The sequence below is a fragment of the Desulfotruncus alcoholivorax DSM 16058 genome (assembly GCF_000430885.1).
GTDB classification, from domain to species: Bacteria; Bacillota; Desulfotomaculia; order Desulfotomaculales; family Desulfallaceae; genus Desulfotruncus; species Desulfotruncus alcoholivorax.
The window spans coordinates 1-23,719 of the sequence record NZ_AUMW01000038.1; the positions used below are offsets into that span (position 1 = coordinate 1).

At 49.7% G+C, this 23,719-nt stretch carries 25 protein-coding genes and 2 pseudogenes; 8 read left to right on the forward strand and 19 right to left on the reverse strand.

Annotated elements, in window-relative coordinates:
* The 3 genes and pseudogenes from H569_RS0115590 to H569_RS0115600 form a co-directional block, all read left to right on the forward strand.
* Window positions 1-419 (forward strand): annotated as a pseudogene (locus H569_RS0115590) (acetyl-CoA decarbonylase/synthase complex subunit alpha/beta); the annotation flags it as partial.
* Between the two features lie 175 nt (window positions 420-594).
* On the forward strand, window positions 595-939 hold the full coding sequence (locus H569_RS0115595) for a CGGC domain-containing protein (RefSeq protein ID WP_027365757.1): 345 nt from the start codon (window positions 595-597) through the stop codon (window positions 937-939).
* Between the two features lie 254 nt (window positions 940-1,193).
* Complete coding sequence (locus tag H569_RS0115600; RefSeq protein WP_027365758.1) at window positions 1,194-1,589, forward strand: hypothetical protein; 396 nt, start codon at window positions 1,194-1,196, stop codon at window positions 1,587-1,589.
* 91 nt (window positions 1,590-1,680) lie between these two features.
* Here the strand turns inward: H569_RS0115600 and ltaE are convergent, their stop codons facing one another.
* Window positions 1,681-2,709 (reverse strand): low-specificity L-threonine aldolase, encoded by a 1,029-nt coding sequence (ltaE, locus tag H569_RS0115605; protein WP_027365759.1) that lies wholly within the window; start codon window positions 2,707-2,709, stop codon window positions 1,681-1,683.
* 199 nt (window positions 2,710-2,908) lie between these two features.
* Here ltaE and H569_RS23405 point away from each other — a divergent pair, with 199 nt between their 5' ends.
* Window positions 2,909-3,040, forward strand: a complete 132-nt coding sequence (locus H569_RS23405; protein WP_257720125.1) for a hypothetical protein — start codon at window positions 2,909-2,911, stop codon at window positions 3,038-3,040.
* A 59-nt stretch (window positions 3,041-3,099) separates the two neighbouring features.
* On the opposite strand, the gene H569_RS0115615 is transcribed toward H569_RS23405, so the two are convergent.
* Complete coding sequence (locus H569_RS0115615; protein ID WP_157833558.1) at window positions 3,100-3,891, reverse strand: MBL fold metallo-hydrolase; 792 nt, start codon at window positions 3,889-3,891, stop codon at window positions 3,100-3,102.
* A gap of 189 nt (window positions 3,892-4,080) precedes the next feature.
* Here H569_RS0115615 and H569_RS0115620 point away from each other — a divergent pair, with 189 nt between their 5' ends.
* From H569_RS0115620 to H569_RS20625, 4 genes are read left to right on the forward strand one after another with little or no spacing between them, the layout of a single operon-like run.
* Window positions 4,081-4,509 carry a Fur family transcriptional regulator gene (locus H569_RS0115620; protein ID WP_027365761.1) on the forward strand — a complete coding sequence of 143 codons (429 nt, stop codon included), beginning with the start codon at window positions 4,081-4,083 and terminating at the stop codon, window positions 4,507-4,509.
* A gap of 2 nt (window positions 4,510-4,511) precedes the next feature.
* The gene (locus H569_RS0115625; protein ID WP_027365762.1) at window positions 4,512-5,444 is read left to right on the forward strand and encodes a metal ABC transporter substrate-binding protein; all 933 of its coding nucleotides are present in this window, start codon (window positions 4,512-4,514) and stop codon (window positions 5,442-5,444) included.
* A 57-nt stretch (window positions 5,445-5,501) separates the two neighbouring features.
* Window positions 5,502-6,269 (forward strand): metal ABC transporter ATP-binding protein, encoded by a 768-nt coding sequence (locus tag H569_RS20620; protein ID WP_034630955.1) that lies wholly within the window; start codon window positions 5,502-5,504, stop codon window positions 6,267-6,269.
* A 5-nt stretch (window positions 6,270-6,274) separates the two neighbouring features.
* Window positions 6,275-7,174: a metal ABC transporter permease gene (locus H569_RS20625; RefSeq protein ID WP_081411057.1), complete on the forward strand. Its 900-nt coding sequence runs from the start codon at window positions 6,275-6,277 to the stop codon at window positions 7,172-7,174.
* 124 nt (window positions 7,175-7,298) lie between these two features.
* On the opposite strand, the gene H569_RS0115640 is transcribed toward H569_RS20625, so the two are convergent.
* The 17 genes and pseudogenes from H569_RS0115640 to H569_RS22315 all read right to left on the reverse strand — a co-directional run.
* Window positions 7,299-8,726, reverse strand: coding sequence for an NAD-dependent malic enzyme (locus H569_RS0115640; protein ID WP_027365763.1), 1,428 nt, complete (start codon window positions 8,724-8,726; stop codon window positions 7,299-7,301).
* 76 nt (window positions 8,727-8,802) lie between these two features.
* Window positions 8,803-9,033 (reverse strand): hypothetical protein, encoded by a 231-nt coding sequence (locus H569_RS0115645; RefSeq protein WP_027365764.1) that lies wholly within the window; start codon window positions 9,031-9,033, stop codon window positions 8,803-8,805.
* Window positions 9,034-9,180: 147 nt separating this feature from the next.
* Window positions 9,181-10,209 (reverse strand): sensor domain-containing diguanylate cyclase, encoded by a 1,029-nt coding sequence (locus tag H569_RS0115650; RefSeq protein WP_027365765.1) that lies wholly within the window; start codon window positions 10,207-10,209, stop codon window positions 9,181-9,183.
* Between the two features lie 84 nt (window positions 10,210-10,293).
* The gene (gene hypF, locus H569_RS0115655) at window positions 10,294-12,690 is read right to left on the reverse strand and encodes a carbamoyltransferase HypF (RefSeq protein WP_081411059.1); all 2,397 of its coding nucleotides are present in this window, start codon (window positions 12,688-12,690) and stop codon (window positions 10,294-10,296) included.
* Window positions 12,611-13,630, reverse strand: coding sequence for a hydrogenase expression/formation protein HypE (gene hypE, locus H569_RS0115660; RefSeq protein ID WP_027365767.1), 1,020 nt, complete (start codon window positions 13,628-13,630; stop codon window positions 12,611-12,613). The genes hypF and hypE overlap by 80 nt, the downstream gene beginning before the upstream one ends.
* The gene (hypD, locus tag H569_RS0115665; RefSeq protein ID WP_238492582.1) at window positions 13,627-14,739 is read right to left on the reverse strand and encodes a hydrogenase formation protein HypD; all 1,113 of its coding nucleotides are present in this window, start codon (window positions 14,737-14,739) and stop codon (window positions 13,627-13,629) included. The genes hypE and hypD overlap by 4 nt, the downstream gene beginning before the upstream one ends.
* A complete protein-coding gene (locus H569_RS0115670; protein WP_027365769.1) occupies window positions 14,720-14,959 on the reverse strand; it encodes a HypC/HybG/HupF family hydrogenase formation chaperone in 240 nt (79 codons plus the stop codon). Before H569_RS0115670 ends, hypD begins: the two co-directional genes overlap by 20 nt.
* 22 nt (window positions 14,960-14,981) lie before the next feature.
* Window positions 14,982-15,632, reverse strand: coding sequence for a hydrogenase nickel incorporation protein HypB (gene hypB / locus H569_RS0115675; protein ID WP_027365770.1), 651 nt, complete (start codon window positions 15,630-15,632; stop codon window positions 14,982-14,984).
* 13 nt (window positions 15,633-15,645) lie between these two features.
* The gene (hypA, locus tag H569_RS0115680) at window positions 15,646-15,987 is read right to left on the reverse strand and encodes a hydrogenase maturation nickel metallochaperone HypA (RefSeq protein WP_027365771.1); all 342 of its coding nucleotides are present in this window, start codon (window positions 15,985-15,987) and stop codon (window positions 15,646-15,648) included.
* Complete coding sequence (locus H569_RS0115685) at window positions 15,980-16,456, reverse strand: hydrogenase maturation protease (protein ID WP_027365772.1); 477 nt, start codon at window positions 16,454-16,456, stop codon at window positions 15,980-15,982. Before H569_RS0115685 ends, hypA begins: the two co-directional genes overlap by 8 nt.
* Before the next feature lie 245 nt (window positions 16,457-16,701).
* Window positions 16,702-18,174 carry a Ni/Fe hydrogenase subunit alpha gene (locus H569_RS20630; protein WP_081411061.1) on the reverse strand — a complete coding sequence of 491 codons (1,473 nt, stop codon included), beginning with the start codon at window positions 18,172-18,174 and terminating at the stop codon, window positions 16,702-16,704.
* On the reverse strand, window positions 18,174-19,130 hold the full coding sequence (locus tag H569_RS0115695; protein ID WP_027365773.1) for an NADH-quinone oxidoreductase subunit B family protein: 957 nt from the start codon (window positions 19,128-19,130) through the stop codon (window positions 18,174-18,176). The genes H569_RS20630 and H569_RS0115695 overlap by 1 nt, the downstream gene beginning before the upstream one ends.
* On the reverse strand, window positions 19,123-19,563 hold the full coding sequence (locus H569_RS0115700) for a hydrogenase iron-sulfur subunit (protein ID WP_169726481.1): 441 nt from the start codon (window positions 19,561-19,563) through the stop codon (window positions 19,123-19,125). Before H569_RS0115700 ends, H569_RS0115695 begins: the two co-directional genes overlap by 8 nt.
* Before the next feature lie 14 nt (window positions 19,564-19,577).
* Window positions 19,578-22,634 carry a CoB--CoM heterodisulfide reductase iron-sulfur subunit A family protein gene (locus H569_RS0115705; protein WP_027365775.1) on the reverse strand — a complete coding sequence of 1,019 codons (3,057 nt, stop codon included), beginning with the start codon at window positions 22,632-22,634 and terminating at the stop codon, window positions 19,578-19,580.
* Window positions 22,635-22,875: 241 nt separating this feature from the next.
* A complete protein-coding gene (locus H569_RS0115710) occupies window positions 22,876-23,154 on the reverse strand; it encodes an alpha/beta-type small acid-soluble spore protein (RefSeq protein ID WP_051273700.1) in 279 nt (92 codons plus the stop codon).
* A 288-nt stretch (window positions 23,155-23,442) separates the two neighbouring features.
* Window positions 23,443-23,598, reverse strand: coding sequence for a hypothetical protein (locus H569_RS22830; protein WP_169726456.1), 156 nt, complete (start codon window positions 23,596-23,598; stop codon window positions 23,443-23,445).
* Window positions 23,579-23,719: pseudogene (locus tag H569_RS22315) on the reverse strand (IS256 family transposase); the annotation flags it as partial. The gene H569_RS22830 and the pseudogene H569_RS22315, both read right to left, overlap by 20 nt.

Sequence of the window (23,719 nt, forward strand, 5' to 3'; positions counted from 1 at the left end):
CGATGACCTCCTGCGGCTGCTTCGAGTGCATCCTCGCGATGGTGCCCGAGTGCAACGGCTTCATGGTGGTCAACCGCGAACACGGCGGCATGACCCCGTCCGGCATGAGCTTCTCCACCCTGGCCGGCACCATCGGCGGCGGCGCCCAGATGCCCGGCTTCATGGGTATCGGCAAATCGTATCTGGCCTCGCCCAAGTTCGTGCCCGCCGACGGCGGCCTGGGCAGACTGGTATGGATGCCCAAGGCGCTGAAGGAAGAGCTGCGCGCCGCGCTGGAAGAGGCCGCTGAAAACGCCGGCCTGGGCAAAGACTTCGTGGATAAGATTGCCGATGAAACTGTCGGCACCAGCGGCGAGGAAATTATGTCTTTCCTCGAAGAGAAGGGTCATCCCGCTTTGACTATGGATCCTTTAATGTAGTTATTAAGAATTAAAAAATAAATCTTGGCATACATTAGCCTCCCCCTGGTTGGCACTCCCCAAAACTCCGACCAGGGAAATTTTTTGTATAAGAATTGGTTTAACCTGATAGGATTTACAAAAGTTAAATCGAATTTTCAAATTATAATTAATCCATTAGGAAGGGGAGTAACCTATGAAAGTCCTGATTGTTGCCTGCGGTAATTATGCATCCCAGGGCTATGGCTGTCCCGGTGAATGGAAGTGTCTTACGGCAGCCGCCAAAAAAGAAGGGGAATTTGCACAATACGAGGACAATGTGCAGGTAATCGGGTTTTTAGAGTGCGAATGCAACGGGCGCCAGCTGATTGCCAACATCGGCTGCGTAAAAAAGAATTCGGATTTCGATGCCATTCACTTCTCCACCTGCATGGCTAAACCGTGGCCAAATTGCCCGTACATGGATATTGACGAGTTGGCCGGTAAGGTTGAGGAAAAATTCGGCGTGAAGGTAATTAAAGGAACCCATAATTACGGCTAAAAGCCATCAAGCTAACTTATATCTAATAAAATGTTTGAAAAAAAGCAGGGCACCAAGCCCTGCTTTTTTTTCGCGCAAATTCTATAGCGCGGCGGGCCACCGGCCCCGGGTCGCGCGGCACATTAGAAAAAACCCTTATTGGCAGGAAGACATAAAACTATGGGCCCTTTCTCTGAAGCGATCAGTTTTACGTCCGTAGTTATAGGGTATATAAAGACTTTATTCAGTGGGCAAACTACCGGCGAGGTGATACCATGAATTATTTAACCACGTCTTTATGGTTCATTGGGGCATCAGCATTGCAAGCCCTAACGCTTTGGCCGGCTCTCAAGGCGGGACTGATCACCTTCAACCCGGGTTTTAGCTATACCGGCCTGTTTGGGCTTTTGGTCACCGGCCAAATCGCCGGCTACCTGCTGGTGAGCTTTTTCAGCGGCCGGGCCCAGATATCCGGCATCGCTTACGGCGCTGTTTACGGCTTTTTCCTCTGGGCCGTGATCGCCCTCTTGCTGGGTCCGGCGTTGAACCTGTTTACTTCCCCCCTGCTGATCGGATTCAACGCAACCATAATAACACTTATATCTTTCCTGGTTTACGGTGTCGTTGCCGGTTACGCCTCCGAGCGCACAGTTAAGCAGCTGAGAGGTTAAGACCAAGGATTAAGACCAAGGATAAAAAAACAGGCCCCATGTTTAACCGGTTGGGCACACATGGGGCCTGTTGTGTTTTGTGTGTCAGTTTTTAATTAATATTGTTAATTACTTCAATGGCGTACTCAACATCTTCCCGGCTCACATCCCGGTGCGTCACCAGCCTGACCAGCGTGGGACCGAAAGTTATGGCCAGCACTCCCCGCTCCTCCAGCACGGACACAAATTCATCAGATGTCATGCCCATACCGGACACGTCAGCCACAATGATGTTGGTTTGTACCTTATCCAAATCCACCTGCACGCCCGGTACACCGGCCAGGCTCCGGGCCAGCATTTTTGCGTGAATATGATCCTCAGCCAGCCTGTCGACCGACCCAAGCGCCACCAGGCCGGCCGCAGCAAGGATGCCTGCCTGCCGCATGCCGCCGCCCAAGACTTTGCGATACTTGCGCGCCCGGTCGACAAACTCCCGGCTCCCCGCCAGCATGGAGCCTACCGGCGCGCCCAGTCCCTTGGACAGGCAAAACATGATCGAGTCGCACCAGCGGGCAAATTCAACCGGCTGCCGGCCCAGTGCCACGGCGGCGTTAAAAATCCTGGCGCCATCCACGTGTACGGACAGCCCGTATTGTTTTGCCAGCCGGTATATATCCCGCATCTGTTCCGGCGTCATAACCGTTCCACCACCCCGGTTATGCGTGTTTTCCAGGCAGAGCAAAGTGGTCTCCGGATAATGGATATTGTCTTTATCTCTAATGGCTGCCTTTATCAGTGTTAAAGCATCCGGACCATGCAAGCCGGCAACCGGGCGTAGCTGAACCGCCGATAAAACAGCCGGCGCACCAACCTCGTAGTAAAAAATATGCGCCTGATCGTCAACGATAACTTCATTACCCCTGGCGGTATTGGCTAAAACAGCCACCTGGTTGCCCATTGTACCGGAAGCGACAAAAAGGGCAGCCTCTTTACCAATCATTGCCGCTGCCGTTGCTTCAAGCCGCTTAACAGTCGGGTCTTCGCCAAGAACGTCATCACCCACCTCAGCCCGGGCCATTGCCTCTCGCATTTCCAAGGTTGGTTTTGTCACCGTATCGCTTCGCAAGTCAACAGTTCTCATATTTACCTCCGCTTTAGCCATATAATCCGGCCCTAATAATTTGTCTTTACTACCTTCTGCAAAAACTCCTAAAAATCCTTTCCCGGGTAATTTGCGCTATGTGATCTTAATAATTCCTGAAAATAGTTGAAGGTTACCGGCCACTGAATGTAAAATATAATAAAAATAAATAGGTACAACTTAAGGGAGGGGTAATTGTATGGACCTGCATCACGCGGAACCGGTCCAGGAAGATTTCAAAATGGATTACTCGGAATGGAGCAACATCAATATTATTCCGGCTATTATTTTCTTTGGTTTTATCATAGGCGTTACAACTATATTTGTTTAATTGATCGGACAGTGAAAAAAGGCCGTTTGAGGCCTTTTTTCACTGTGTTTATACATTGTTTATACATTTCCCTTATCCAAGATAATCGATCTTATGATATGTTCCGAAGACCACTCTTTGCCGGATATGTAAGTAAGCGGCACAGTCTTGGGAAAAATCTTTTTATTTATCTCGTCAATACCCATACCTTTTTCTTTTAATTGAATGACTTCATATATTATACTTTCAAGGTGCTCCGCTTTCTTTTTAATCATTTCCCTGCCGTTATCAACCACTCCGGCGTGGGCGCAATAAACAGTTCGAAAATCATAGTTTAAAATTTTTTTAAGAGAATCCAGAATGCAGTAGATATTCTCATATTTCATAACAATTTTTGTTTTTGGAGTCACAAAAAGGTCACCGGTAAAAATAGCGCCCTCTTCATGATCGTATATTGCAATATGATCAAAAGAGTGACCGGGCACTTCTATTACCTGAAAAGTCCTCGTTTGACCATCAATCTTATTCCCAACCGGCCCGGGTGAAAACTTCGACCTTGATCCCCAAAAAATTCGTCGATAAAAAGGAATTTTAGCGTTCACCCGGCATAAGGGAACTGCCGAGGGATGAATATAAATCTCCACACCTTGCTTCTCCAACCACGGTGCGTTACCGCTATGATCCTCATGAAAATGTGTTAAAACGGCCCGTTCCGGTCGATGAGAATGAAAAAAAGCTTTATATTTATCTCGAAATTTGCTGGGCCCGGTATCAATTGCCAGACCATCCACCAGGTAAACATATGTATTTAATCTTGTGCCCAAAAGGCTAATAGTGCATCCGGCACATAATACCCCGTTGTGCTCAGTCAATTGCAAGCCACCCAAAGCTAAAAATCCCCCGTTCACAAGTAAAGACTCTAATTTTAAAACATTCGATAAAATTCTTATATACCCTTTATTTGGCACGCTTTGATTTAATATCTTTTTTTGATGCAGTGCAGGAAAATAGGTATATCTCGTTGAAAATAGGAATATTCCTATTTAGGGGGATGAGCTTAGTTGAACGTCAGCCATGAAATTATTCAGGTTTTAAAAGACAGCGGCTACAAATTAACCCGCCAGCGCCGGGTCATTATCGATACTCTTGCCAAAAACAGCAAGCCGGTTACCGCTCAGGAGATTTTTCTACAGGTAAGAAAAGATTTGCCTTCAATCAGCCAGGATACACTGTACAGAAATCTTGAGGTGTTGGCCTTTATAAGAGTGGCCAACAGGATCAGGGTCCGCGGGGGCGACCGGTTTGAACTGGCTGAACACCACCATCATCATTTTGTTTGCCTGAAGTGCGGCGACGTAAAATGTCTTAAAGGGTGCCCCATCGGCCCACAACAGTTATCCGAGGCCAATAAAAATAACCTGGAGGTTCTTTATCATAATCTTGAGCTGTCAGGTTACTGCGAAAAGTGCCGGCATAGAAGGGAAGGATAGTTTTGAATAAGAAATTGATCACAGCTTTTGTTTTGTTATTAATGATTATTATTTTCTCAGGTTGTTCAAATAAGGAGAGCGAACCAAATGCGGACACCGCCAAAATCCAAGTGGTAGCCACCATCTTCCCCATTGCGGACATCACCAGCAATATAGGCGGGGATAAGGTTGAAGTAACCACACTTCTGCCGGCGGGCAGCAGTCCTCATACCTTTGAAGCAACACCTGAGCAATTAAAGCAAATTTCCGGCACCCGGCTTTTTGTTAAAGTCGGCGCGGGTTTGGATACATTTGCCGACAAACTGGCAGAGGCCGGCAAACCTGGACTGGTGACCTTAACACTGGCGGATAAAGTTAATTTATTGGCTGAGCATCAACTGACGGGGATTGAGGATGAAACAGCACCGGGCGAAGATCACCACGGCATGAACCCACATATCTGGCTTAACCCGGTTCTGGTGAAGGATAGCCTGGCCCCTGAAATTGCCGGTGCCTTAGCAGCCTTATCACCCGAAAACAAAGATTATTTCCAGGCTAATCTTAAAGATTATTGCCGTAAAATTGATCAACTGGACCAAGAAATAGCCCAAAAAACCTCCGGCCTTAAAAACCGGTCGTTTATCGCATTTCATTCCTCCTGGAGCTACTATTCAGACAGATACAACCTGGAGGATATAACTGTGGAGGAATTCCCGGGTAAAGAACCGTCTGCCAAGTGGATTGCCGGCATTATTGATTTGGCTAAGTCAAAGAAGGCCAGGGCAGTGCTTATTGAACCTCAGTTTAGCCCGAAAGCAGCCCAGGTTTTGGCCGGCGAAATCGGGGTTCCGGTAATAAAGGTAGACCCTCTGGGAGCCGGAAATATTCCCGGCTACAACAGCTACCTGAGCATAATGCGCTCAAATACGGATAATTTGGTAAAGGCTCTTCAGTGAGAGAGTCTTGTGGTTACATTATGTCTTAATCAGGTGTTACGATTTGAGGTGTTACATATGAAAACAAACCCCGTGGTTGAATTTGAACATGTCTATGTTTTTTTGCAGGGCAGGTGCGTCCTGGAAGATATCACTTTTACCGTTAACGAAGGTGATTTTATTGGAGTAATCGGGCCGAACGGCGCCGGCAAAACTACATTGTTACGCCTTATTCTTGGGCTTTTGCAACCGGCACGGGGGCAGGTAAAATTATTCGGCGCCAACCCGGCCGCACTTAAAAGGCTCAACCGAAAAGTCGGTTATTTACCACAGAAATCAGGCTTTGACCGGCGTTTTCCATTGTCGGTTAAAGATGTCGTGTTATTGGGCTTTTTTGGTGAGACAGGTCTTTTTAAAAGCCCGGGGCAGCCGGAAAAAAAGTGGTCGGAAGAGGTCATGCAAAGATTAGGCCTTGCCGGGCATCAGGATCGCCCGATCGGTGAAGTTTCCGGCGGGCAGCAGCAGCTTGCCTTCCTCGCCTCAGCCCTGGTATCCAAGCCTAAATTGTTAATCCTGGACGAGCCGACCAACGGCTTGGATCCCGCCGCCCAAAACAGGTTCTACAACCTGGTCAGGGAAATGCAGGAATTCCTGTCTTTAACGGTAATTACCGTTTCCCACGACCTGGCAACTATATCCGCCAATGCGGATAATATCATCTGCATCAACCGGACCATGCACATACACGGCAGTCCGGCTGAAGTATTTAAGCACTTGTCGGAAAGTCACATTTACCGGTGCGAATTTGACCTTTTATCCGGACCGCTTAATGGTTGGAGGGGATAGTCCCAATGAATATGCTTGCTTATGATTTTATGCAGCGCGCAATTATAGCCGGGATCTTGGTTGGCATTATCTGTTCATTTGTGGCCTTTTTCGTTGTCCTGAAAAGGCTGTCTTTCGCCGGTGTAGGCATTTCACATTCTGCCCTGGGAGGAGTCGCGCTTGGAGTGTTATTGGGGTTTAACCCCATTCTGGCGGGGGGAATTTTTGCCACCGTTATTGCGTGGCTGATAGGTTTTGTAAGCCGGCGGGGTGAAATCGAGGAGGATGTCACCATTGGTATCTTTTTTTCGGCTGCCATGGCTTTCGGCATAACCGTAATGGGGATGACCAGCGGTTATTATGCCGATCTTTTCAGCTTTTTGTTCGGCAATATCCTTGCTGTAAGCAACCAGGATTTATTGATTTTGGCATCAGTGGGCGGAATAGTGCTTGTGTCTCTCGGCTTGTGTTTCAAAGGGCTGTTATTTCTATGTTTTGACGAGGAACTGGCGCAGGTTAACGGAGTTCCGGTTAAGTTACTTTATTACCTGTTACTCACCTGTATTGCCATCACAGTGGTTATAGCAGTAAAAGTGGTGGGGATTATACTGGCATCGGCATTACTGGTAATCCCGGCCGCCACTGCACAGGAATTGACCGGAAATTTCAAATGGATGCTGGCGCTATCTATTATGGCAGGATTAATCTCTTCACTGGGAGGGTTATGCCTGTCTTACTATTACGATCTCCCTTCCGGTTCAACCATTGTGCTTACGGCCGGTTTACTTTTCCTTCTGGCCTTTGCCTTATCGCCCCGCAGAATGCACCTGCATATATTCAGCAGATTATTGAGACGGCAAGAATCAAAAAGTCATGGCACGCAGGAAAACCGGGATAAGCTACCCGAAAAGGTAGCCATTCATTGAGGACTCAGATCAATTAAAGGCACAGGGGGACTGTTACGTTAGTCCCTCTTTCTTATTTGAAATTGCTTCGCTGCGCTCGCAATGACACAAGTAAATATTTCCCTGGTCCTTTAGAAAAGTAAACTTAGAAAAGTAAACTTCCCTCGACTTTTTCATACAGGTGCTTGCGGGATACACCCGTTATCCTGGCTGCATTTTCTACCGCTCGCGCTACAGCCGGGCAGACATCCTCATTGAATATCGACGGGATAATATATTCTGCGGACATTTGACCTGGTTTTACAATCCCGGCCAGAGCTTGCGCCGCGGCAAGGCACATGCTATCGTTGATCATCCGGGCATGGCAGTCGAGCGCGCCACGAAAGACACCGGGGAAAGCCAGAGCATTATTAATCTGGTTGGGGTAATCCGACCTTCCGGTGGCAATTACCCCGCACAGATCATGAACATCCTCCGGCTCAACCTCCGGATCGGGGTTGGCCAGGGCAAATACAACCGGCTTTGATGCCATGCGCGTGATATCAGCACGGTTCAATAAATTTGCACTTGAAACCCCGATAAACACATCGGCTCCGGTGATAACTTCTTTCAGGCCGCCCTTTTGAAGGTGTTGATTGGTATGCTCGGCCAACCACCTCTTCGACGGCTGTTGGGGCAGATTGTCTCTTGAAATAGCACCTTTCCTGTCACAAACAACGATATCCTTCGCCCCGGCATCCAGTAATATTTTGGTAATTGCAACACCGGCCGCCCCGGCTCCGCTGATTACTATCTTTACAGCTTCCAATTGCTTTCCAACCACTTTTAGTGAATTTATCAGCCCCGCCAGCGTTACAATGGCAGTACCATGCTGGTCATCATGAAAAACCGGTATATCAAGTCTCCTGGTTAGTTGTTCTTCAATTTCGAAACAACCCGGGGCGGCTATATCTTCAAGGTTTATGGCCCCGAAGGTTGGTGCACAGGCCAGAACGAAATCGATAATCTTTTCAGGTTCATGCACATTCACACATATGGGAATTGCATCTATACCTGCAAATTTTTTGAATAATACGGCTTTACCCTCCATCACCGGAAGGGCGGCCTCCGGACCGATATTACCCAGCCCCAGAACAGCTGAGCCGTCGGTAATTACTGCAACTGTATTGCCTTTCATCGTCAGCCGGTAGGCTTTCTCACTATCTCCTGCTATGGCCGTGGAGACCCTGGCCACGCCGGGTGTATATATAAGGGACAAGTCTTCCCGGCTATGTATATCCCTTTTAGCCCTGATTTCCATCTTTCCGCCAAGATGGCTTTGAAATACCCGGTCAATAACATGTAAAACCTGAACACCCGGAAGATTGTCGAGGGCTGCAATAATCTCCATCAGACTGGCACGATTGCTCACGGAAACCATTAATTCCCTCACCAGGTGGTTTGAAGATGCCGAAACCAAATCTATGGCGCCCAGGTTGCCGCCCGCCCGGGCAATAACTTCAAGTACCCCGGCCAGCTTGCCGGGCCGGTTTTCCAGCTGTATCCTGATAGTAATATTCAACGGCCTTTCCAACGCGTCCGCCCCCCAATAAATAACCCGGTAAAATATTATCTCTCCAAGCAGTTTATACAATTCAAAATGAGATAAATTAGTTTTTCGAGTAAATATTATTTTTCATTTGCCGCACCGCCTTAATGTGCCTGCAGGCAAAGCCTGGGTTAACCCTCGAACGAAACCGGAATGTGCAGCATTCACAGGTATTTTCAGTTGCTTTTAATTCCCAGCGGCAGTCATAATCAGTAACCAGGGCTTCATTTTCATTGATAAAATACACCACCAGCTCATCAACAAAATATGGTTCGCCAATTTTAACTGTCATTTTTACCATCCTTATTAAAAATCATTATTCATCAGATAATATTCAACATAACCAACCGACATCCTGTTTGACCACCAAAGCAAATCAGCGGCTGCACAGCCGCTTTCCATAACGCACGGTAAAATTGGATAAAGCTAAACAGGTTCCTCATGTCCGTGAATAATCCCCTGCAACAACCCTGTTTTTCCCACCCGCCTTTGCTTTGTATAAAGCATTATCGGCAGCCCTTACCAGATCATCCAACACCGCAAAACTTTCAACAGCGGCCACTCCAACTGAAACCGTCACCTTTCTTTTGAAATTATTGCAATTTTCAATAGCCCGGCAGATTTTATTTCCCATGTCGATTCCGTCATACACCGTGGCCCGGGGCATGATCACCGCCATTTCCTCTCCTCCATAGCGGCAGCAGATACCACTGTCCCCGGCAACAGCTTTAACCAGCCGGGCAATATTATTAAGAGCAATATCCCCTTCCGGGTGTCCAAAAGTGTCATTGTAGCTTTTAAAGTCGTCCACGTCTATCATCAGCAAAGTAAGATTCTGCTTTGTGCCTTTGATATTATAAAGCTCTCTTTCGATCCTTTCATAAAAATATCGATGGTTATACAGGCCGGTTAAGGCGTCCGTGATGGAAAGGCTGACCAGTTTATTATTTAAGGTTACGTTTTCCAGAATTAAGCCAATTTGCATGGCATACAGCTCCATAATCATAAGCAGCGTGTCCTCGTCCGGGATATCACTCTTGCCATAAGCGCACAAAACACCATAAGGATTGCCGTTGCTCTCATATAGCGTACACACCTGTATGTCGGTTATGATGCAATTATGACAGCCATCCAGGCAAAACCCCTTGGCATGCATATCTTTAACCAGCAGCACCCGGTCCTTTAAAGCTGCATTAAAAGCTTTGATTACAGCACCACATAAAACGGGTACGTTATTGATATCCTTGTTCTTGATGATGATGGTTTTATAATTATGGTCTTCCAACTTAAACAAACCGCATTTAGGAATACCTGTAATTTGTTCAAAACCGTTAACAATGCTGTTGTAAATTGTATTCAGGTTTTGTTCACCGGCAATTTGGGCAGTAATCCAGTTTAAATTGGTTAACTTTTCATTAATTTTTTCCAGAAGATTAATTCTCTCATCAATCGAATAATCGCCAGGCAAAAACGCTCCCCCATTTACTGCAAACACTACATCTAATTTTCTTCTTTTTGCTTTCAATACCTGCATCCAAATAAAATTTTATCATTATGTTAAATATTTAACATTTGACCGGTGGTAAATAACCAGTGCCTGTCCCAGGGAAATTCCACCATCACCAGGCGGCACTTTGCCATGCACAAAAACCTTAAAGCCGTTATCCTTAAAAAGCCGGGTCACTGCCGATAACAGGTAACTGTTATGCCAGCTTCCGCCGCTGAGGACCACCCGGTTGATACCGCTTTTTGTCCTTACCCTCAAAGCACATTCTAAAAGCATAGCGATTATTGTGTCATGAAATTTTTTTACGATTGTTGTTTTAGATACTTTTCCCAAATAATAATCATTTACCACAGCCCTGACCAGCGGGGTAATTCCAATTATATCACCCGTTATCTCATAATCATATGGCTCAAGGCGATAAAATACCCTGGGGGCCAGCTCGCTCATTTCTATGGCCGCCTGCCCTTCATAGGAGTTTTTCAAGCATATGTTTAAAATGGCCGACACGGCATCAAATAAGCGCCCACAGCTTGATGCCAGCGGTGTATTGATTTTGCGGTCAATCATCTTCCGGATGATTCCCAGCTCCTCAATTTTATCCGGAAACATTGTTTCAGCTGTTTCCAGGCCCTCCCGGCCCAGCAGGCTGATCAGGTAAGCGGAGGCGGTTATCCAGGGGTTGCGCACGGCTTTACCTCCACCGGGCAGGGGCACGTATTCCAGGTGAAACTCCCTGGTAAAATCAAAATACCCGCCGGTAAGAATTTCAAACCCCCAGATATTACCGTCGGTACCATAACCGGTACCATCCAGAATGATGCCGATTACATCTCCGTCCAGATCGTTTTCGGCCATGCAAGAAGCCATATGGGCGTGGTGGTGCTGGACGCCGGCGGCACCCGGGAATTGGCTGCGCGCAATGGCCGAGCTGTAAAAACCGGGGTGCAGGTCGTAGCCGGCGATGGCAGGACTGGCCCCTATGAGTTCACAAAATTTTTGCATGCCTTGCTTATAATGGTCCGACCCCTCCAGAGTATCAATTGAGCCAAAGTGCTGGCTGACATAAGCCTTACCTTTCTTCAACAGGCAAAAGGTGTTTTTCATGTCGCCGCCGGCGCCGATATAATCTGTTTCGTTTGCATCAGCAATTGCGCTGCTTATTTCAATCGGCCGGGGGACGTAACCCCTGGCCCGCCTAAAAAACTGCACGCCCCTGCAGGTATAACGCACCACCGAATCATCACAGCGGTGCACTATGTCCCGGTCATGCAGCAGGAAAAAATCAGCAATGCCTTTTAATTCATTGATTGCCCGGTCATTATCCTTCACCAGAGGCAAACCGGGCAGATTACCGCTGGTCATCACCAGCACCTGGAGGCCTTCTGTAAATAATAGCAGGTGCAGCGGGGTGTAGGGCAGCATCACCCCCAGGCTGTTTAAAGCCGGGGCCAGTTCACCGGGAAGGCGGAAAGGATCTTTCTTGTCCAGGACAACTATAGGCGCCGCCGGGGAGGTTAACAGTGACTCTTCTTCCGGAGAAACATTGCAGTATGCACGGACGATATCAAGGTCCCGGCACATTACCGCCAGCGGTTTGGCCGGGCGTCCCTTGCGCAGCCGCAGCAAGCGAACCGGAACCGGGTCCATGCCGTTGCAGGCCAGGTGAAAGCCGCCCAAACTTTTTACTGCTATGATACTCCCACCGGCCAGCAAGCGGCGGGCATGCTCCAGCCAATCACCCTCAATGGTCCTGCCCTCCCGGTCCGCCAGCCAAACCTTGGGGCCGCATTTGGGGCAGGCGACAGGCTGGGCGTGAAACCTCCTGTCGCAGGGGTCTTGATATTCCCTGGCACACTCGTCGCACATGGCGAACTGATCCATCGATGTCCAGGGGCGGTCGTAAGGTAATTTTTTTAAAATGGTGAACCTGGGCCCGCAGTTGGTGCAGTTGGTAAAAGGATATTGATAATGCCGGTCTGCCGGGTCAAAAATTTCGCTGCGGCATTGGCTGCAGGTGGCAGCATCAGGCGGCGCCACAGAGTCGCCCGTAACCTGTCCCTCAGTGCGCCTGATACTGAATTCCTTAAAACCCTGCAGGGGGTTTTCCTCCACCAGGCACTTTGAAATACTGGCCAGGGACGGGGGCCTTGCACAGATTTCATTAATGAATTTTTCCACCGGTTCCTTATGGCCTTCCACCAAAATCTGCACACCATAGCCGGAATTTTGAACTGTTCCTTTAAGGCCAAGGGACCGGGCCAGCCCGAAAATAAAAGGCCGGAAGCCCACTCCCTGGACCACCCCGGTCACCGATATCTTTTTCCCGATTATCTCTTTCGCCAAAACGTCCTTCCACCACTTTTCAGCAAATTCTGGGCAGTGGGGCACCGGCCAGCAGATCCAGAATTTTTGTGCCCCCCAGGGCAGTTTGCAAATAGACATTGCCCCGCCCGGCACGGACCTCCCCGATAATTACGGCGCCGCTGCCATACCGGGTTTCCCGCAGGAGTTCCAGCGCCCTGCCGGATTCCCTTGCGTCTACAACAGCCAAAAATTTTCCCTCATTGGCCAGGTATAAGGGGTCAAGGCCCAGCATTTCAGCCGCACCCCTGACCTCCCGGTCCACAGGCACCGATGCTTCCTTGATATAAATGTCCATACCGCACGATTCGGCTATTTCTTTTGCCGCAGAGGCCAACCCGCCCCTGGTCAGGTCACGCATCAGCTTGACCCCCGGGCAGCCGCTCAGCAGATAAAAAATCGTATGGTTCAGCGGGGCGCAATCACTTGCCAGAGCACCTTCCAGGCCAAGAGCTTCTCTGGCACAAAGCACCGTCAAACCATGATTTCCCATGCTGCCGTTGATAATTACCAAATCGCCCGGCTCAGGCCTGTGATAACCAAGATCCACCCCGTCTGGAACAACTCCAACACCTGAAGTGGTAATAAATATTTTATCTGCGTGGCCCCGGGGAACTACCTTGGTGTCCCCGGCCACTATAGTTACACCGGCCTCAGCGCAGGCTTTGGCCATCGATGCGGCTATCTTCTCCAGATCAACTAATAGAAGTCCTTCTTCTATAATAAACGAGGCGTTCATATAAAACGGGCGGGCCCCGCTGACTGCCAGATCGTTCACCGTACCGCAAACCGCCAGCTTCCCGATGTCTCCGCCAGGAAAGAAGACCGGGTCCACCACGAAGGCGTCAATGGTAGTAGCTACCTTTCCCCCCTCAAACTGAAAAACGGCGGCATCTGAAAGCTGTCCCAGCAGGGGATTGTTGAAATATTTCAGAAAAACTTCCTGTACCATTTCCCGGGCCAGCAACCCGCCGTCCCCGTGGGCCAGTAGCACGCGGGAATTGTTTACTTCACAGGTCATTTGGCTACCTCCCTGCGCTCGTAACGATAGTAGGCGGCACAGGCCCCTTCCGAAGACACCATACATGGTCCCACAGGCAACGCTGGGGTGCACTTGCGGCCGAACAGCCCGCAATCGGTGGGGAGGATTGAGCCGCGCAGCAGTTCCCCGCAGCGGCAGCCTGCCGGCTCTGCAGATACCGAAACTTCCAGCCCAAACTTAATTCGCGCGTCATACGCCGACAGTTCTTCCCTGATCAACAGCCCGCTGTCCGCAATTATGCCTAATCCCCTCCAAGCCGCAGCGCCGGTGTAAAAGCACTCTTCCAGCACCCGGCGGGCCTCCACGTTGCCTTCTTGTTTAACTACCCAGCGGTAATTATTACTGGTTTCAGAGTCTTTTAACAATATCTTGTCCAGCAGGGCATTTACCGAATCTATGATATCTACCAGCGTAAACCCTGTCACAGCGGCGGGTATGCCGTAATTTTCACCTATAAATTTAAAGGCTTTCGAGCCCGTAACAGCGCACACATGGCCGGGCAAGATCAAACCATCCACATTTATGTCGCCGCGGTCCAGCAGCGACCGCAGCGCCGGGGGCATTATTTTATGCACGGAATAGACGGTGAAGTTTTTCAAGCCGGTGTCCCTGGCCTGTTTCATGCTCAGCGCAACCAGAGGAGCCGTGGTTTCAAAACCAACACCGAGAAATACCACTTCAGTGCCAGGGTTGTCCCTGGCCAGTTCCACTGCGTCAGCAGGAGAATAGACTATTTTGATCCGGGCGCCGGCAGCTCTTTCCCTCTCCAGGGAGGAATCCCGGCCGGGAACCCTGAGCATATCGCCAAAAGTAGCCACGGTAACGCCGGGTAGCCTGGAAAGGCCGATCATTGTCTCAATATCACCCGCTGCAGTTACGCAAACCGGGCATCCCGGGCCACTGCGCAATTCTACCAACCCCTTGAGTAAACCCCTCAGACCGGAGCGTGAAATAGCAGTGGTATGGGTGCCGCAAACTTCCATCAACACAGCCGGCCGCCCCAGCCGGTCCGCCGCACGGGCCGCTTTTTCCCTGACCCACTTCAGCATCCTTTGACCAAGTTCCATGTCATTCAGCCTTTCCAGCACTTTCAAAGCGTAAGAGCTCCTCCCATAATTTTATCCTTTCCTCGGCTTCGGCCAGGTCCAGCTTTTCTACCGCGTAGCCTGCATGGACCATTACGTACTCCCCCGGCGCCACATCCCCTACCAGGTGTATACCAATCTTCCGCCTGATACCTCCCGCTTCAATGACCGCCCACTGTTTATCCGGCACTTCAACCACCAGGCACGGTATTCCCAAGCACATCTGCTGCACCTCCGCTAATGTCTTATTCTGCCCCTGCTAAAGATTCCAGCCAGGAACACCATTCATCCAAACCCCGGCCGCTCCTGGCCGAAGTGATAAAAATTTTTAATTGGTCGTTTATTTCTTTTAACTCAGCAATACAAGTGTCAAGGTCGAAATCAGTATGGGGCAAAAGGTCTTCTTTACTGATCACCACAGCCACAGCCTCTCTAAAAACAGACGGGTACTTGGACGGCTTGTCTATTCCCTCGGTCACACTTAAAACCGCAACTTTCATCTGTTCTCCCAGGTCAAAAGCAGCCGGGCACACCAGGTTGCCGACGTTTTCAATAAACAGCACATCCAATTCCGCCAGCGGCATTTCCTGCAGCGCCCGGTAAACCATACCGGCCGTAAGGTGACATAGTCCCTCGGTGTTAATCTGCACCGCAGCGGCGCCGGCTTTTTCAATCCGCGCGGCGTCACGCTCGGTATAAAGATCTCCAACGACAACTCCGATTTTTAGCCGTTCAGCCAGCATAACGGCGGTTTTTTCCATCAGGGTTGTTTTACCGGACCCGGGCGAACTGATGAGATTAATTACCACCACTTTATTTTGTTTGAACAATTCCCGGTTCACTCCGGCTTGGTCGCTATTGGCCAGCAAAAGGTCTCTGCCTACAATAATTTTCAAAACAGCCAGCTCCTTAATCTCCCTCGAAATAGTCGACGTATAACTCTTTGCCGCTGATAGCCGTGGCGCCACCTGAGCCGCAAGCAGGGCATTTCCAGTTAATTTCACCGGGCCGGTATTCACTTTCGCATTCCCTGCATTTCAGCACGAGTGGCTTTTTATCAATTTCCAGCACAGCACCCTCGCAGACGGTCCCTTTGGTAAGCACCTGGAAAGCAAACTCAAGGGCGTCCGGCAGTGCGCCGTATAGCTCTCCAACTACTATTCTAACGTTATTTACCCTGGCAATGTCATTTTCGGCAGCGCTGTGTTTAACTGTTTCAATCAGTGCCTGAATTAGAGATATCTCATGCACCAGCCAGAACCTCCGCATAAACCATGTCCACAGCCTCGTCAACTGCCGCAGCTATGGCAGGGGACAGCCCCTCAACCCACCGCTCCGGGCGCTCGATTTCGACCCCGACTACGACAACTTCGCGGGGAAAGCCTTCGGGCATAACACCCCGGGCAAAGGAAAGGGCCTCCCTGAGGCCGATGCCGTGCGACTGTCCGGCGTTATAGCCAACCGGGGGCAGCTCGCTTTCGCTAAAACGGACCACCCGCCCCGGTGCGTCGCCTCCCAAAAAAGAGTCTACCAGGACAGCTTTTTCCGCACCCAGCATTAATTCCACCAGAGAGAGACCGGGAATACCGGCCTCAATAAATTCAACCTTATCAGGAATATCTTTTTCCATCAGCCGCCTTAGTACAACAATACCCACCCCGTCATCACCGGCCAGGGTATTGCCGCAGCCAATTACGTAAATTTTTTTAGTGTTATTCATTTAAATACCATCCTGTTGTTAATATTATGCTAAAACCAGCCTATTAACATGAGCGAAAGCCGCACAGAGCCAGATGGACACTGCACGGCCTGCTTTCTATCCAGAAAAAGCTTTTTTTCGGAATAACCCAGGTGCCTGACACCTCTGGGAGGGCGGGCGGACAGGGTCGTCCGCCCCTACTTAGATCCCTTGGCATCCCCTTTTTCATGCCGCTGATGGTGCCGCGCTAGCGACATGTGTGTTATTTAAAGCTGTGTTCTCTGGAATTCCCGGCAAATCTCACCTGATGAATTGTACACAACAAATTTTAGCGGCAGTTCGCCGAAGATAGCATGGGTAGCGCAACTAAAGCAGGGATCGTAGGACCTGAAAGCCATTTCAACCATATTCAACAACCCCTGCGTTATTTCCATGCCCGGCTTGATCACCGCCCGGGCGGCTTTCTTGACTGCCATGTAAATAGGCGCGTGATTGTTGGTCGTACCCACGATCAGGTTTACTGCGGTAACCATTCCTTTTTCATCGGTTTTGTAATGGTGGGTCAGCGTGCCCCGGGGCGCCTCAATGATTCCCACACCTTCAGAAGGCGTTCCTTCCGGGATTTTGCGGATAACATCGCTGGTTATTTCCTCATCCCTGCTCAATTCCAGCAGCCGCTCCGATGCATAAAGCAGCTCCACCAGGCGGGCCCAGTGGGCGGCCAAAATAGCGTGAACAGGCTTGCCGCCCAGGGTATCATACATTTTTTCATAAGCCTCCTGGGCCAGCGGGGTGGCCATGCCGTCCGCCGCGTTGAGCCTGGCCAAAGGCGCCGCCTGGTAAATACCCGTGCCCTTGCCTTCATTAAACCCGGTCCAGCCGTGTTTCTTCAGGTAGGGGAATTTTAAGTAACTCCAGGGCTCAACGTGTTCATTGACAAAATCAAGATATTCCGAAGGGCTGTACTTGCCGATTTCCACACCTTCCGGGTCAACTATTCTGACTTTACCGTCATAGAAATTAACCTTGTTGTCATCATCCACAAGCCCCATGTAGTTGGTTACCAGCCGGTAGCCGTCGCTTAAAATCAGGTCGACATAACCCTTGTTTTTCAGTACTACATCTTCAAACAGTTTTAAAGAAAACTGTGAAAAGTCGACACACGATTGAGCCATTTGCTCAACCCTGGCGCGCTCCTCCTGGTTTAAGCCCTTGCTGACCCCACCCGGCAGCACCCATACCGGGTGAGTCGCCTTGCCGGCCAGCATGGCCTGGATATCCTGGGCATAGGCGCGGTGTTTAATCACTTCGCCGCCTATTTCCAGCCCGACCTTACCTACCACGCCAAGGATATTACGCTCGGCCGGGTCGGCATCCGGCCCCATGACAAAGTCCGGGGCGGCCAGGGCATAAAAGTGCGCAATATGGCTATGGATAAAGTGAGCGCTGTAAAACAGCTCCCTGAGTTTCTTTGCCGCAGAAGGAACTTCTGCTCCGAATACCGCATCGTTGGCCTTACCCGAGGCCATATGGTGAGCCGAGGGTCAGACGCCGCAAATGCGGCTGACAATCCTGGGCAACTCCTCTACCGGGCGCCCCTCGCAGAATTTTTCAAACCCCCGCAGTTCCGGAATCTGAAAATAAACATTTTCCACCGCTCCGGCGTCATCCAGGAAGATTTCAATTTTTCCGTGTCCTTCTAATCTGGTTATCGGATCTATGGTTATTCTTCTGCCCATTACCTGTTCGCCCCCCTTAATAAAGCGGTTGACATACCGAAACGATAGAAAGTCCCGGCCGGGTCCGCAATTGTTTCCAGCAAGCTCTCAACTTCTTCAGGACTTTGCACATCCATAATTGAGCCGATACTGCTGATGTACTTGGCGCCCTGGTCAATAACTCCCGGCAGCGGCCCGTAGCAGCCGCGGCAGGGCATGTTGGCGCTGATGCACTGGGCGCCGCAACCTCCCCTGGTTACCGGTCCCATGCAGAGCAAACCCTGCTCCAGCAGGCAGCGCTCGGGGTCCGGTATAATTTCGTGCACCCGGTAAAAACGTTTAACCTTTTTATTTTGCTTGATTCTTTTACACTCGTCACATAAGGACTTTTCCGTGGCCCCCACCGTCGCGCCACGCGGAGGCAGGTTGCCGGAAACAATAGCCTGAACAACATCCCAAATACGCTGGGGCGTAGGGGGACACCCGGGGACATAATAATCAACCTCAACCACCTGATCCAGGCAGTGGACGTATTTGTAAAACTCAGGCAGGCTCAGGGTTCCTTCCGGCACCTCACATCTGGTTAACGGCAGCACACCTTCGGGATTAACGGTTGAAGGTGTTTCCATAAACACCCTTTTCAAGACTTCATCCCGCTCTTTGAAATTGGCCAGCGCCGGAATCCCGCCGGAAACAGCGCAGCTGCCGAATGCCACCATAACCTTGGATTTTTCCCTCAGAAGCATGGCAATATGTTCGTTCTCCGAGTTGCGCACCGCGCCGTTAAACAGGCAGACATCAATAGTGCCCGGCTCCATTGCTTCAATATCGGCGTATTTACCGTCCACCGCCACCGGCCACAAAACGATATCAGCCACGGCTGCAATATCCAGTATCTTCTCGTTAACATCCAGCACAGCCACGTCACAGCCACCACAGGACGAGGCCCAGTATAATGCAAGATTTAATTTAGCCAACCTTGCCCCCCCTTTCCAGTCCATTCCTCTTATAGGGACCGAGCTTGCGTACTGTTTCCGTGAATTCTTTGACCACACCGGCGAAAATCGAGCCTTCAGCGGCAGAAATCCATTCCATTCTGACCCGCTCTTTTTCAACTCCGAACTGTTCCAACACTTTTAACATCAGTGGAATCCTCTTCAGCGTATTATAATTGCCGTCGGTATAATGACAGTCGCCCGGGTGGCACCCGGCAATCAGTACCCCGTCAGCACCCTCGCTTAACGCTTTAAAGACAAAAGTAGGGTCAACCCTGCCGGAACACATCACCCGGATCACTCGCAGGTTAGAGGGATACTGCATTCTACCAACGCCGGCAAGGTCGGCTCCGGCATAACTGCACCAGTTACATAAAAAACCGATTATTTTGGGCTCAAAGTTTTCCAAGCTCACTACCTCCTTACCGGTTAATTGCACAGCGCTTCAATTTCCGCCATGATAATTTCGTCGCTGAAGTTCCTGGTGGAGCAGGCTTTGGTCGGACAGGCAGCCGTGCAAACACCGCAACCCTTGCAGAGTACCTGGTTAATCTCGGCATATTTAAACTCTTCGTTGAATGAGATGGCGGAATAAGGGCAAAGGTCGACGCAAATGCGGCAGCCGGAGCAGCGCTCCTTATTAATTGCAGACACCGCGCCGCCGGCGACAAGATTATCGCTGGATAGCACAGTCATCGCCCTTGCTGCGGCAGCCTTACCCTGGGCGATACTCTCGTCAATTAGTTTGGGAGCATGCGCAATTCCGCACATGAATACCCCGTCAGTGTTGAAATCAACCGGGCGGAGCTTGACGTGAGCCTCCAGGAAAAATCCCTCTTCATTTCTGGGCACTTTAAACAGTTTGGCCATTTCTTCTCCGTCTTCGGGGGCCAGGATAGCCGGGGAGAGAGCAACAATATCAGCATCAATAACCATTGGAAGGTTAAGGACGTTTTCGGTAGTAGTCACCCGCAGAACGGTTTTGGCGCCTTCTTGAACCTGTTCGACCCTGGGCTTGTTGTCCTGGGTAAACTTGATAAATATGACGCCCATTTTCCGCGCCCGCTGGTAAAGCCCTTCAAAGAAGCCATAAGTGCGCATATCCCTGCAAAGCACGAAAACATTAAGCTCGGGCTTCATTTCTTTCAGCTTAATGGCGTTTTTAACGCTCTCGGAGCAGCAGACCCTGCTGCAGTAGGGGCGGTCCGGCTCGCGCGAGCCCACGCACTGAATCATCACAATATTGCGGGCGTCTTCCACCATTTGGCTGTTGCCCGCTATGGCTTCTTCCAGATCAAGGCTGGTCATAACCCTGGGATCCTTGCCATATAGATACTCTACGGGCTTGTATTCCCTGCCGCCAATGGCTATTACCGCCACGCCGTGATTGATTTCAAAATCACCTTTGAGCGAAGTTCCGGTAGTGATGAAATTGCCCACATACCCGTAAACATTATTGATTTTCGCCCCGTAATAAATCTCAATCAGCGGGTTGCCCTGAACTTCCTCAATCATCGAGCGCAGATAATCCCTAATGTTGCGCCTGTCCATCGTGTAGTTGATGCGCCTGGTGAGGCCGCCGAGCACCACATCCTTCTCCAGCAGGTAAACCTTGATCCCCTGCCGGGCCAGGTCAAGGGCGCAATTCATCCCGGCCACGCCGCCGCCGACAACCAGCGCGGACTGGGTAACGCCAAGGCTTATTTCATACAGCGGCTCCTGCAGGGCGACCCTGGCTACAGCCCTTTTTACCAGGCTCTTGGCTTTCTGGGTGGCCAGCTCACTGTTATCGGAGTGCACCCAGGAGCAGTGCTCCCGGATATTGGCCATTTCAAACAGGTACGGGTTTAAGCCCGCATCCCGCAGGGTTTGCCTGAACATAGGCTCGTGCGTGCGGGGGGTGCAGGAGGCAACTACGATCCGGTTTAAATCTTTTTCATTGATTAATTCCTTAATATTACCCTGGTTGTCCTGAGAACAGGCAAACAGGCACTCTTCGGCGTGAACTACGCCCGGCAGCTTCCCGGCGTACTCGACAACAGCAGGCACTTCCACCACCGACCCAATATTAATCCCGCAGCGGCAGACAAATACCCCTATCCTCGGCTCCTTCCCGGCAACGTCTTTCTCAGGTGGTTTTTCCTGCTTTTGAACCATCGTGTTTCTGACATCAGCAAGCACAGACATGGCCCCTCCGGCTGCTGCACTGGCTTGAACCACCGACCGGGGGATACTCATCGGTCCCTGGAAGGCCCCGCAGGCGAAAATACCGTCCCGGGAGGTGCTGACGGGATTAAAGTTGGGATACTGGCAAAAGCCAAACTTATTCAGCTTTACGCCCAATGCTGCGGCCAGTTTTTCATTATCCTGGCCCGGCTTCATGCCAACCGACAATACGGCCAGGTCAAATTCCTCCAGCTTGATGTCTCCCTCGGGTGAAGCATATCTGATTAAGATATTATTGTCCGGCCCTTCATTTAGCTCATAAATGCGCGATCTTACCAGACGAACACCAAATTCATACTTGGCCCGTTCCAAATACCCTTCGAAATCTTTGCCGAAGGTGCGCATATCCATGTAAAAAATGGTGGCATCCAGCCGGCCATGAACGTGCTCCATAGCCACAATAGCCTCTTTTAAAGCATAAGTACAGCAAACAGAAGAGCAATAAGCATTGCCGCTCTTAGCCACATCTCTTGATCCCACACACTGGATCCAGGCTATTCTGCGCGGCGTCTTTCCGTCTGAGGGTCTGGCCACATGCCCGCCGGTCGGTCCCGATGCGCTTAATAACCTTTCAAACTGAAGGCTGGTCATTACATTGGGAAAGACTCCAAACCCGTAATTCCTCATATCCTTGGGATTAAACGGGCTAAGGCCGGAACCAACGATAATTGCCCCTACATTTATTTCCCTTAACTCCTCTTGCTGGTCAAAATCTATAGCGTCACTTTTACAGTGTTTAACACAAAGCTTGCAAATGTCTTTTCCTTTCTCTTTGCCTTTAGTTAGGTAAAGGCAGTAACGTTCGTCTATAGCGTAAGCAGAGGGAACAGCCTGGGCGTATTTAACGTAAATTGCTTTCCGCTCGTTTAAATTTTCATTGAACTCATTGGGTACTTTAACCGGACATTTTTCCGCGCAAACACCACAGCCTACGCATTTTTCAATGTTGACATACCTGGGCTTTATCCTTAGTTTAACGGTAAAGTTTCCGGCCTCCCCCTCCAAACCTTCTACCCCTGCGTTAGTAATCAACTCAATATTTCCGTGCCGCCCGCTTTCAACCAGCTTTGGCGACAAGATACACATGGAACAGTCGTTGGTAGGGAATGTCTTATCCAGCTGGGCCATAACCCCTCCAATGGCAGGAGAACTCTCCACCAGGTAAACATAGTAGCCGGAGTCGGCCAGATCCAGTGCGGACTGTATTCCAGCCACCCCACCACCAATAACCATTACTGATCCAATTTTATGGTGAGTCAAAATTGCACCTCCCCGATTATGAAACATGTTACTTAACTTTATTTTAAGAATATTTGTGAAATAACTCTTAGACTTCCACCTCTCTTTCAAAATTCAAGTACTATTTAAAATTTTTAGATAATGTAAAATTATATCATAGTAGTTGATTAATTGAAATTATTATAAGCTAAAGTTTTAAATAACTTTGTTTGTTGGTTATATAAATCCGCGAAAAGAAATAAAGCACGGTTTTTAATCCGTGCTAATCTTCCAGCGCCAGCTGTACATTGTTCCTCTGATCCTGCAGCATTCTATTTTTGTAATTCCAGGCCAGCACCGCTTCAGCAAAGGCTACCATTTTTTTAGTCATTCCGCCGCCCACTTTGCCATTTTGCCTGCTGGGCAGTTCCCCTTTGTCAATATTGGCGTAATCCGGCATGCCAAGTTCCGCGGCCATTTCATTTTTAAACTCTTCCAGCGCGGGGTATACATACTGCTGCAATTCCCCGGGCACCAGTCCTGTAGCTGAAGTGACCTTCATTAAATCCGGAAGCGTATAATTGCCCGGCAATGCTACTTGATGATTATCGCTCAAATTGTATCGGCACCTCCCGTGAAAATAAAAATTTTATTTTATCCAATATTTAATGTTAGTATTCCTGCTTGATAAATAAATATGCCAGTTAATTTAAGCTATAAATTTAAATTACTGAGCTGATAATTGTGAAAACAGCTTGAATAATTTCGGCGTTACTTTTTTCCGCACCGGATCAAGTCCAAATTGTTGTGTAAAATTCCTCAGCTAGCATTTTAACCTGAACACCGCCACTTAAATTATCCAGCTCGCCATGCGCCAGTCAAGGGTAAAGGCTTGCGCCTCCGCTTCGCGGACCCTTGACAGGCGCACGGCTCCGCTGGTAACGGTTGACAAGCGGTGTTCAAGGGTAAATATATTGGCCTTATTTTTATCGGATATAAGCGACATTACTTCGATGGCAGGCAAGGTTTTGCTCTTTTCGCCACTGCAGGTATTCGCTCATATCCAGATACTTTCTACCGGTTGCCCACTTATCGTCAAGCTCCATGAGCAGGGCTCCGATTAAGCG

Excerpts from the sequence above, each read along its gene's own strand:
- H569_RS0115595 (WP_027365757.1), top strand. The coding sequence starts at position 595 with ATGAAAGTCCTGATTGTTGCCTGCGGTAATTATGCATCCCAGGGCTAT.
- H569_RS0115600 (WP_027365758.1), top strand. The coding sequence starts at position 1,194 with ATGAATTATTTAACCACGTCTTTATGGTTCATTGGGGCATCAGCATTG.
- ltaE (WP_027365759.1), bottom strand. The coding sequence starts at position 2,709 with ATGAGAACTGTTGACTTGCGAAGCGATACGGTGACAAAACCAACCTTG.
- H569_RS23405 (WP_257720125.1), top strand. The coding sequence starts at position 2,909 with ATGGACCTGCATCACGCGGAACCGGTCCAGGAAGATTTCAAAATGGAT.
- H569_RS20620 (WP_034630955.1), top strand. The coding sequence starts at position 5,502 with ATGAAAACAAACCCCGTGGTTGAATTTGAACATGTCTATGTTTTTTTG.
- H569_RS20625 (WP_081411057.1), top strand. The coding sequence starts at position 6,275 with ATGAATATGCTTGCTTATGATTTTATGCAGCGCGCAATTATAGCCGGG.
- H569_RS0115645 (WP_027365764.1), bottom strand. The coding sequence starts at position 9,033 with ATGACAGTTAAAATTGGCGAACCATATTTTGTTGATGAGCTGGTGGTG.
- hypF (WP_081411059.1), bottom strand. The coding sequence starts at position 12,690 with ATGTCTATTTGCAAACTGCCCTGGGGGGCACAAAAATTCTGGATCTGC.
- hypE (WP_027365767.1), bottom strand. The coding sequence starts at position 13,630 with ATGACCTGTGAAGTAAACAATTCCCGCGTGCTACTGGCCCACGGGGAC.
- H569_RS0115670 (WP_027365769.1), bottom strand. The coding sequence starts at position 14,959 with ATGTGCTTGGGAATACCGTGCCTGGTGGTTGAAGTGCCGGATAAACAG.
- H569_RS0115685 (WP_027365772.1), bottom strand. The coding sequence starts at position 16,456 with ATGAATAACACTAAAAAAATTTACGTAATTGGCTGCGGCAATACCCTG.
- H569_RS0115710 (WP_051273700.1), bottom strand. The coding sequence starts at position 23,154 with ATGAAGGTCACTTCAGCTACAGGACTGGTGCCCGGGGAATTGCAGCAG.
- H569_RS22830 (WP_169726456.1), bottom strand. The coding sequence starts at position 23,598 with ATGTCGCTTATATCCGATAAAAATAAGGCCAATATATTTACCCTTGAA.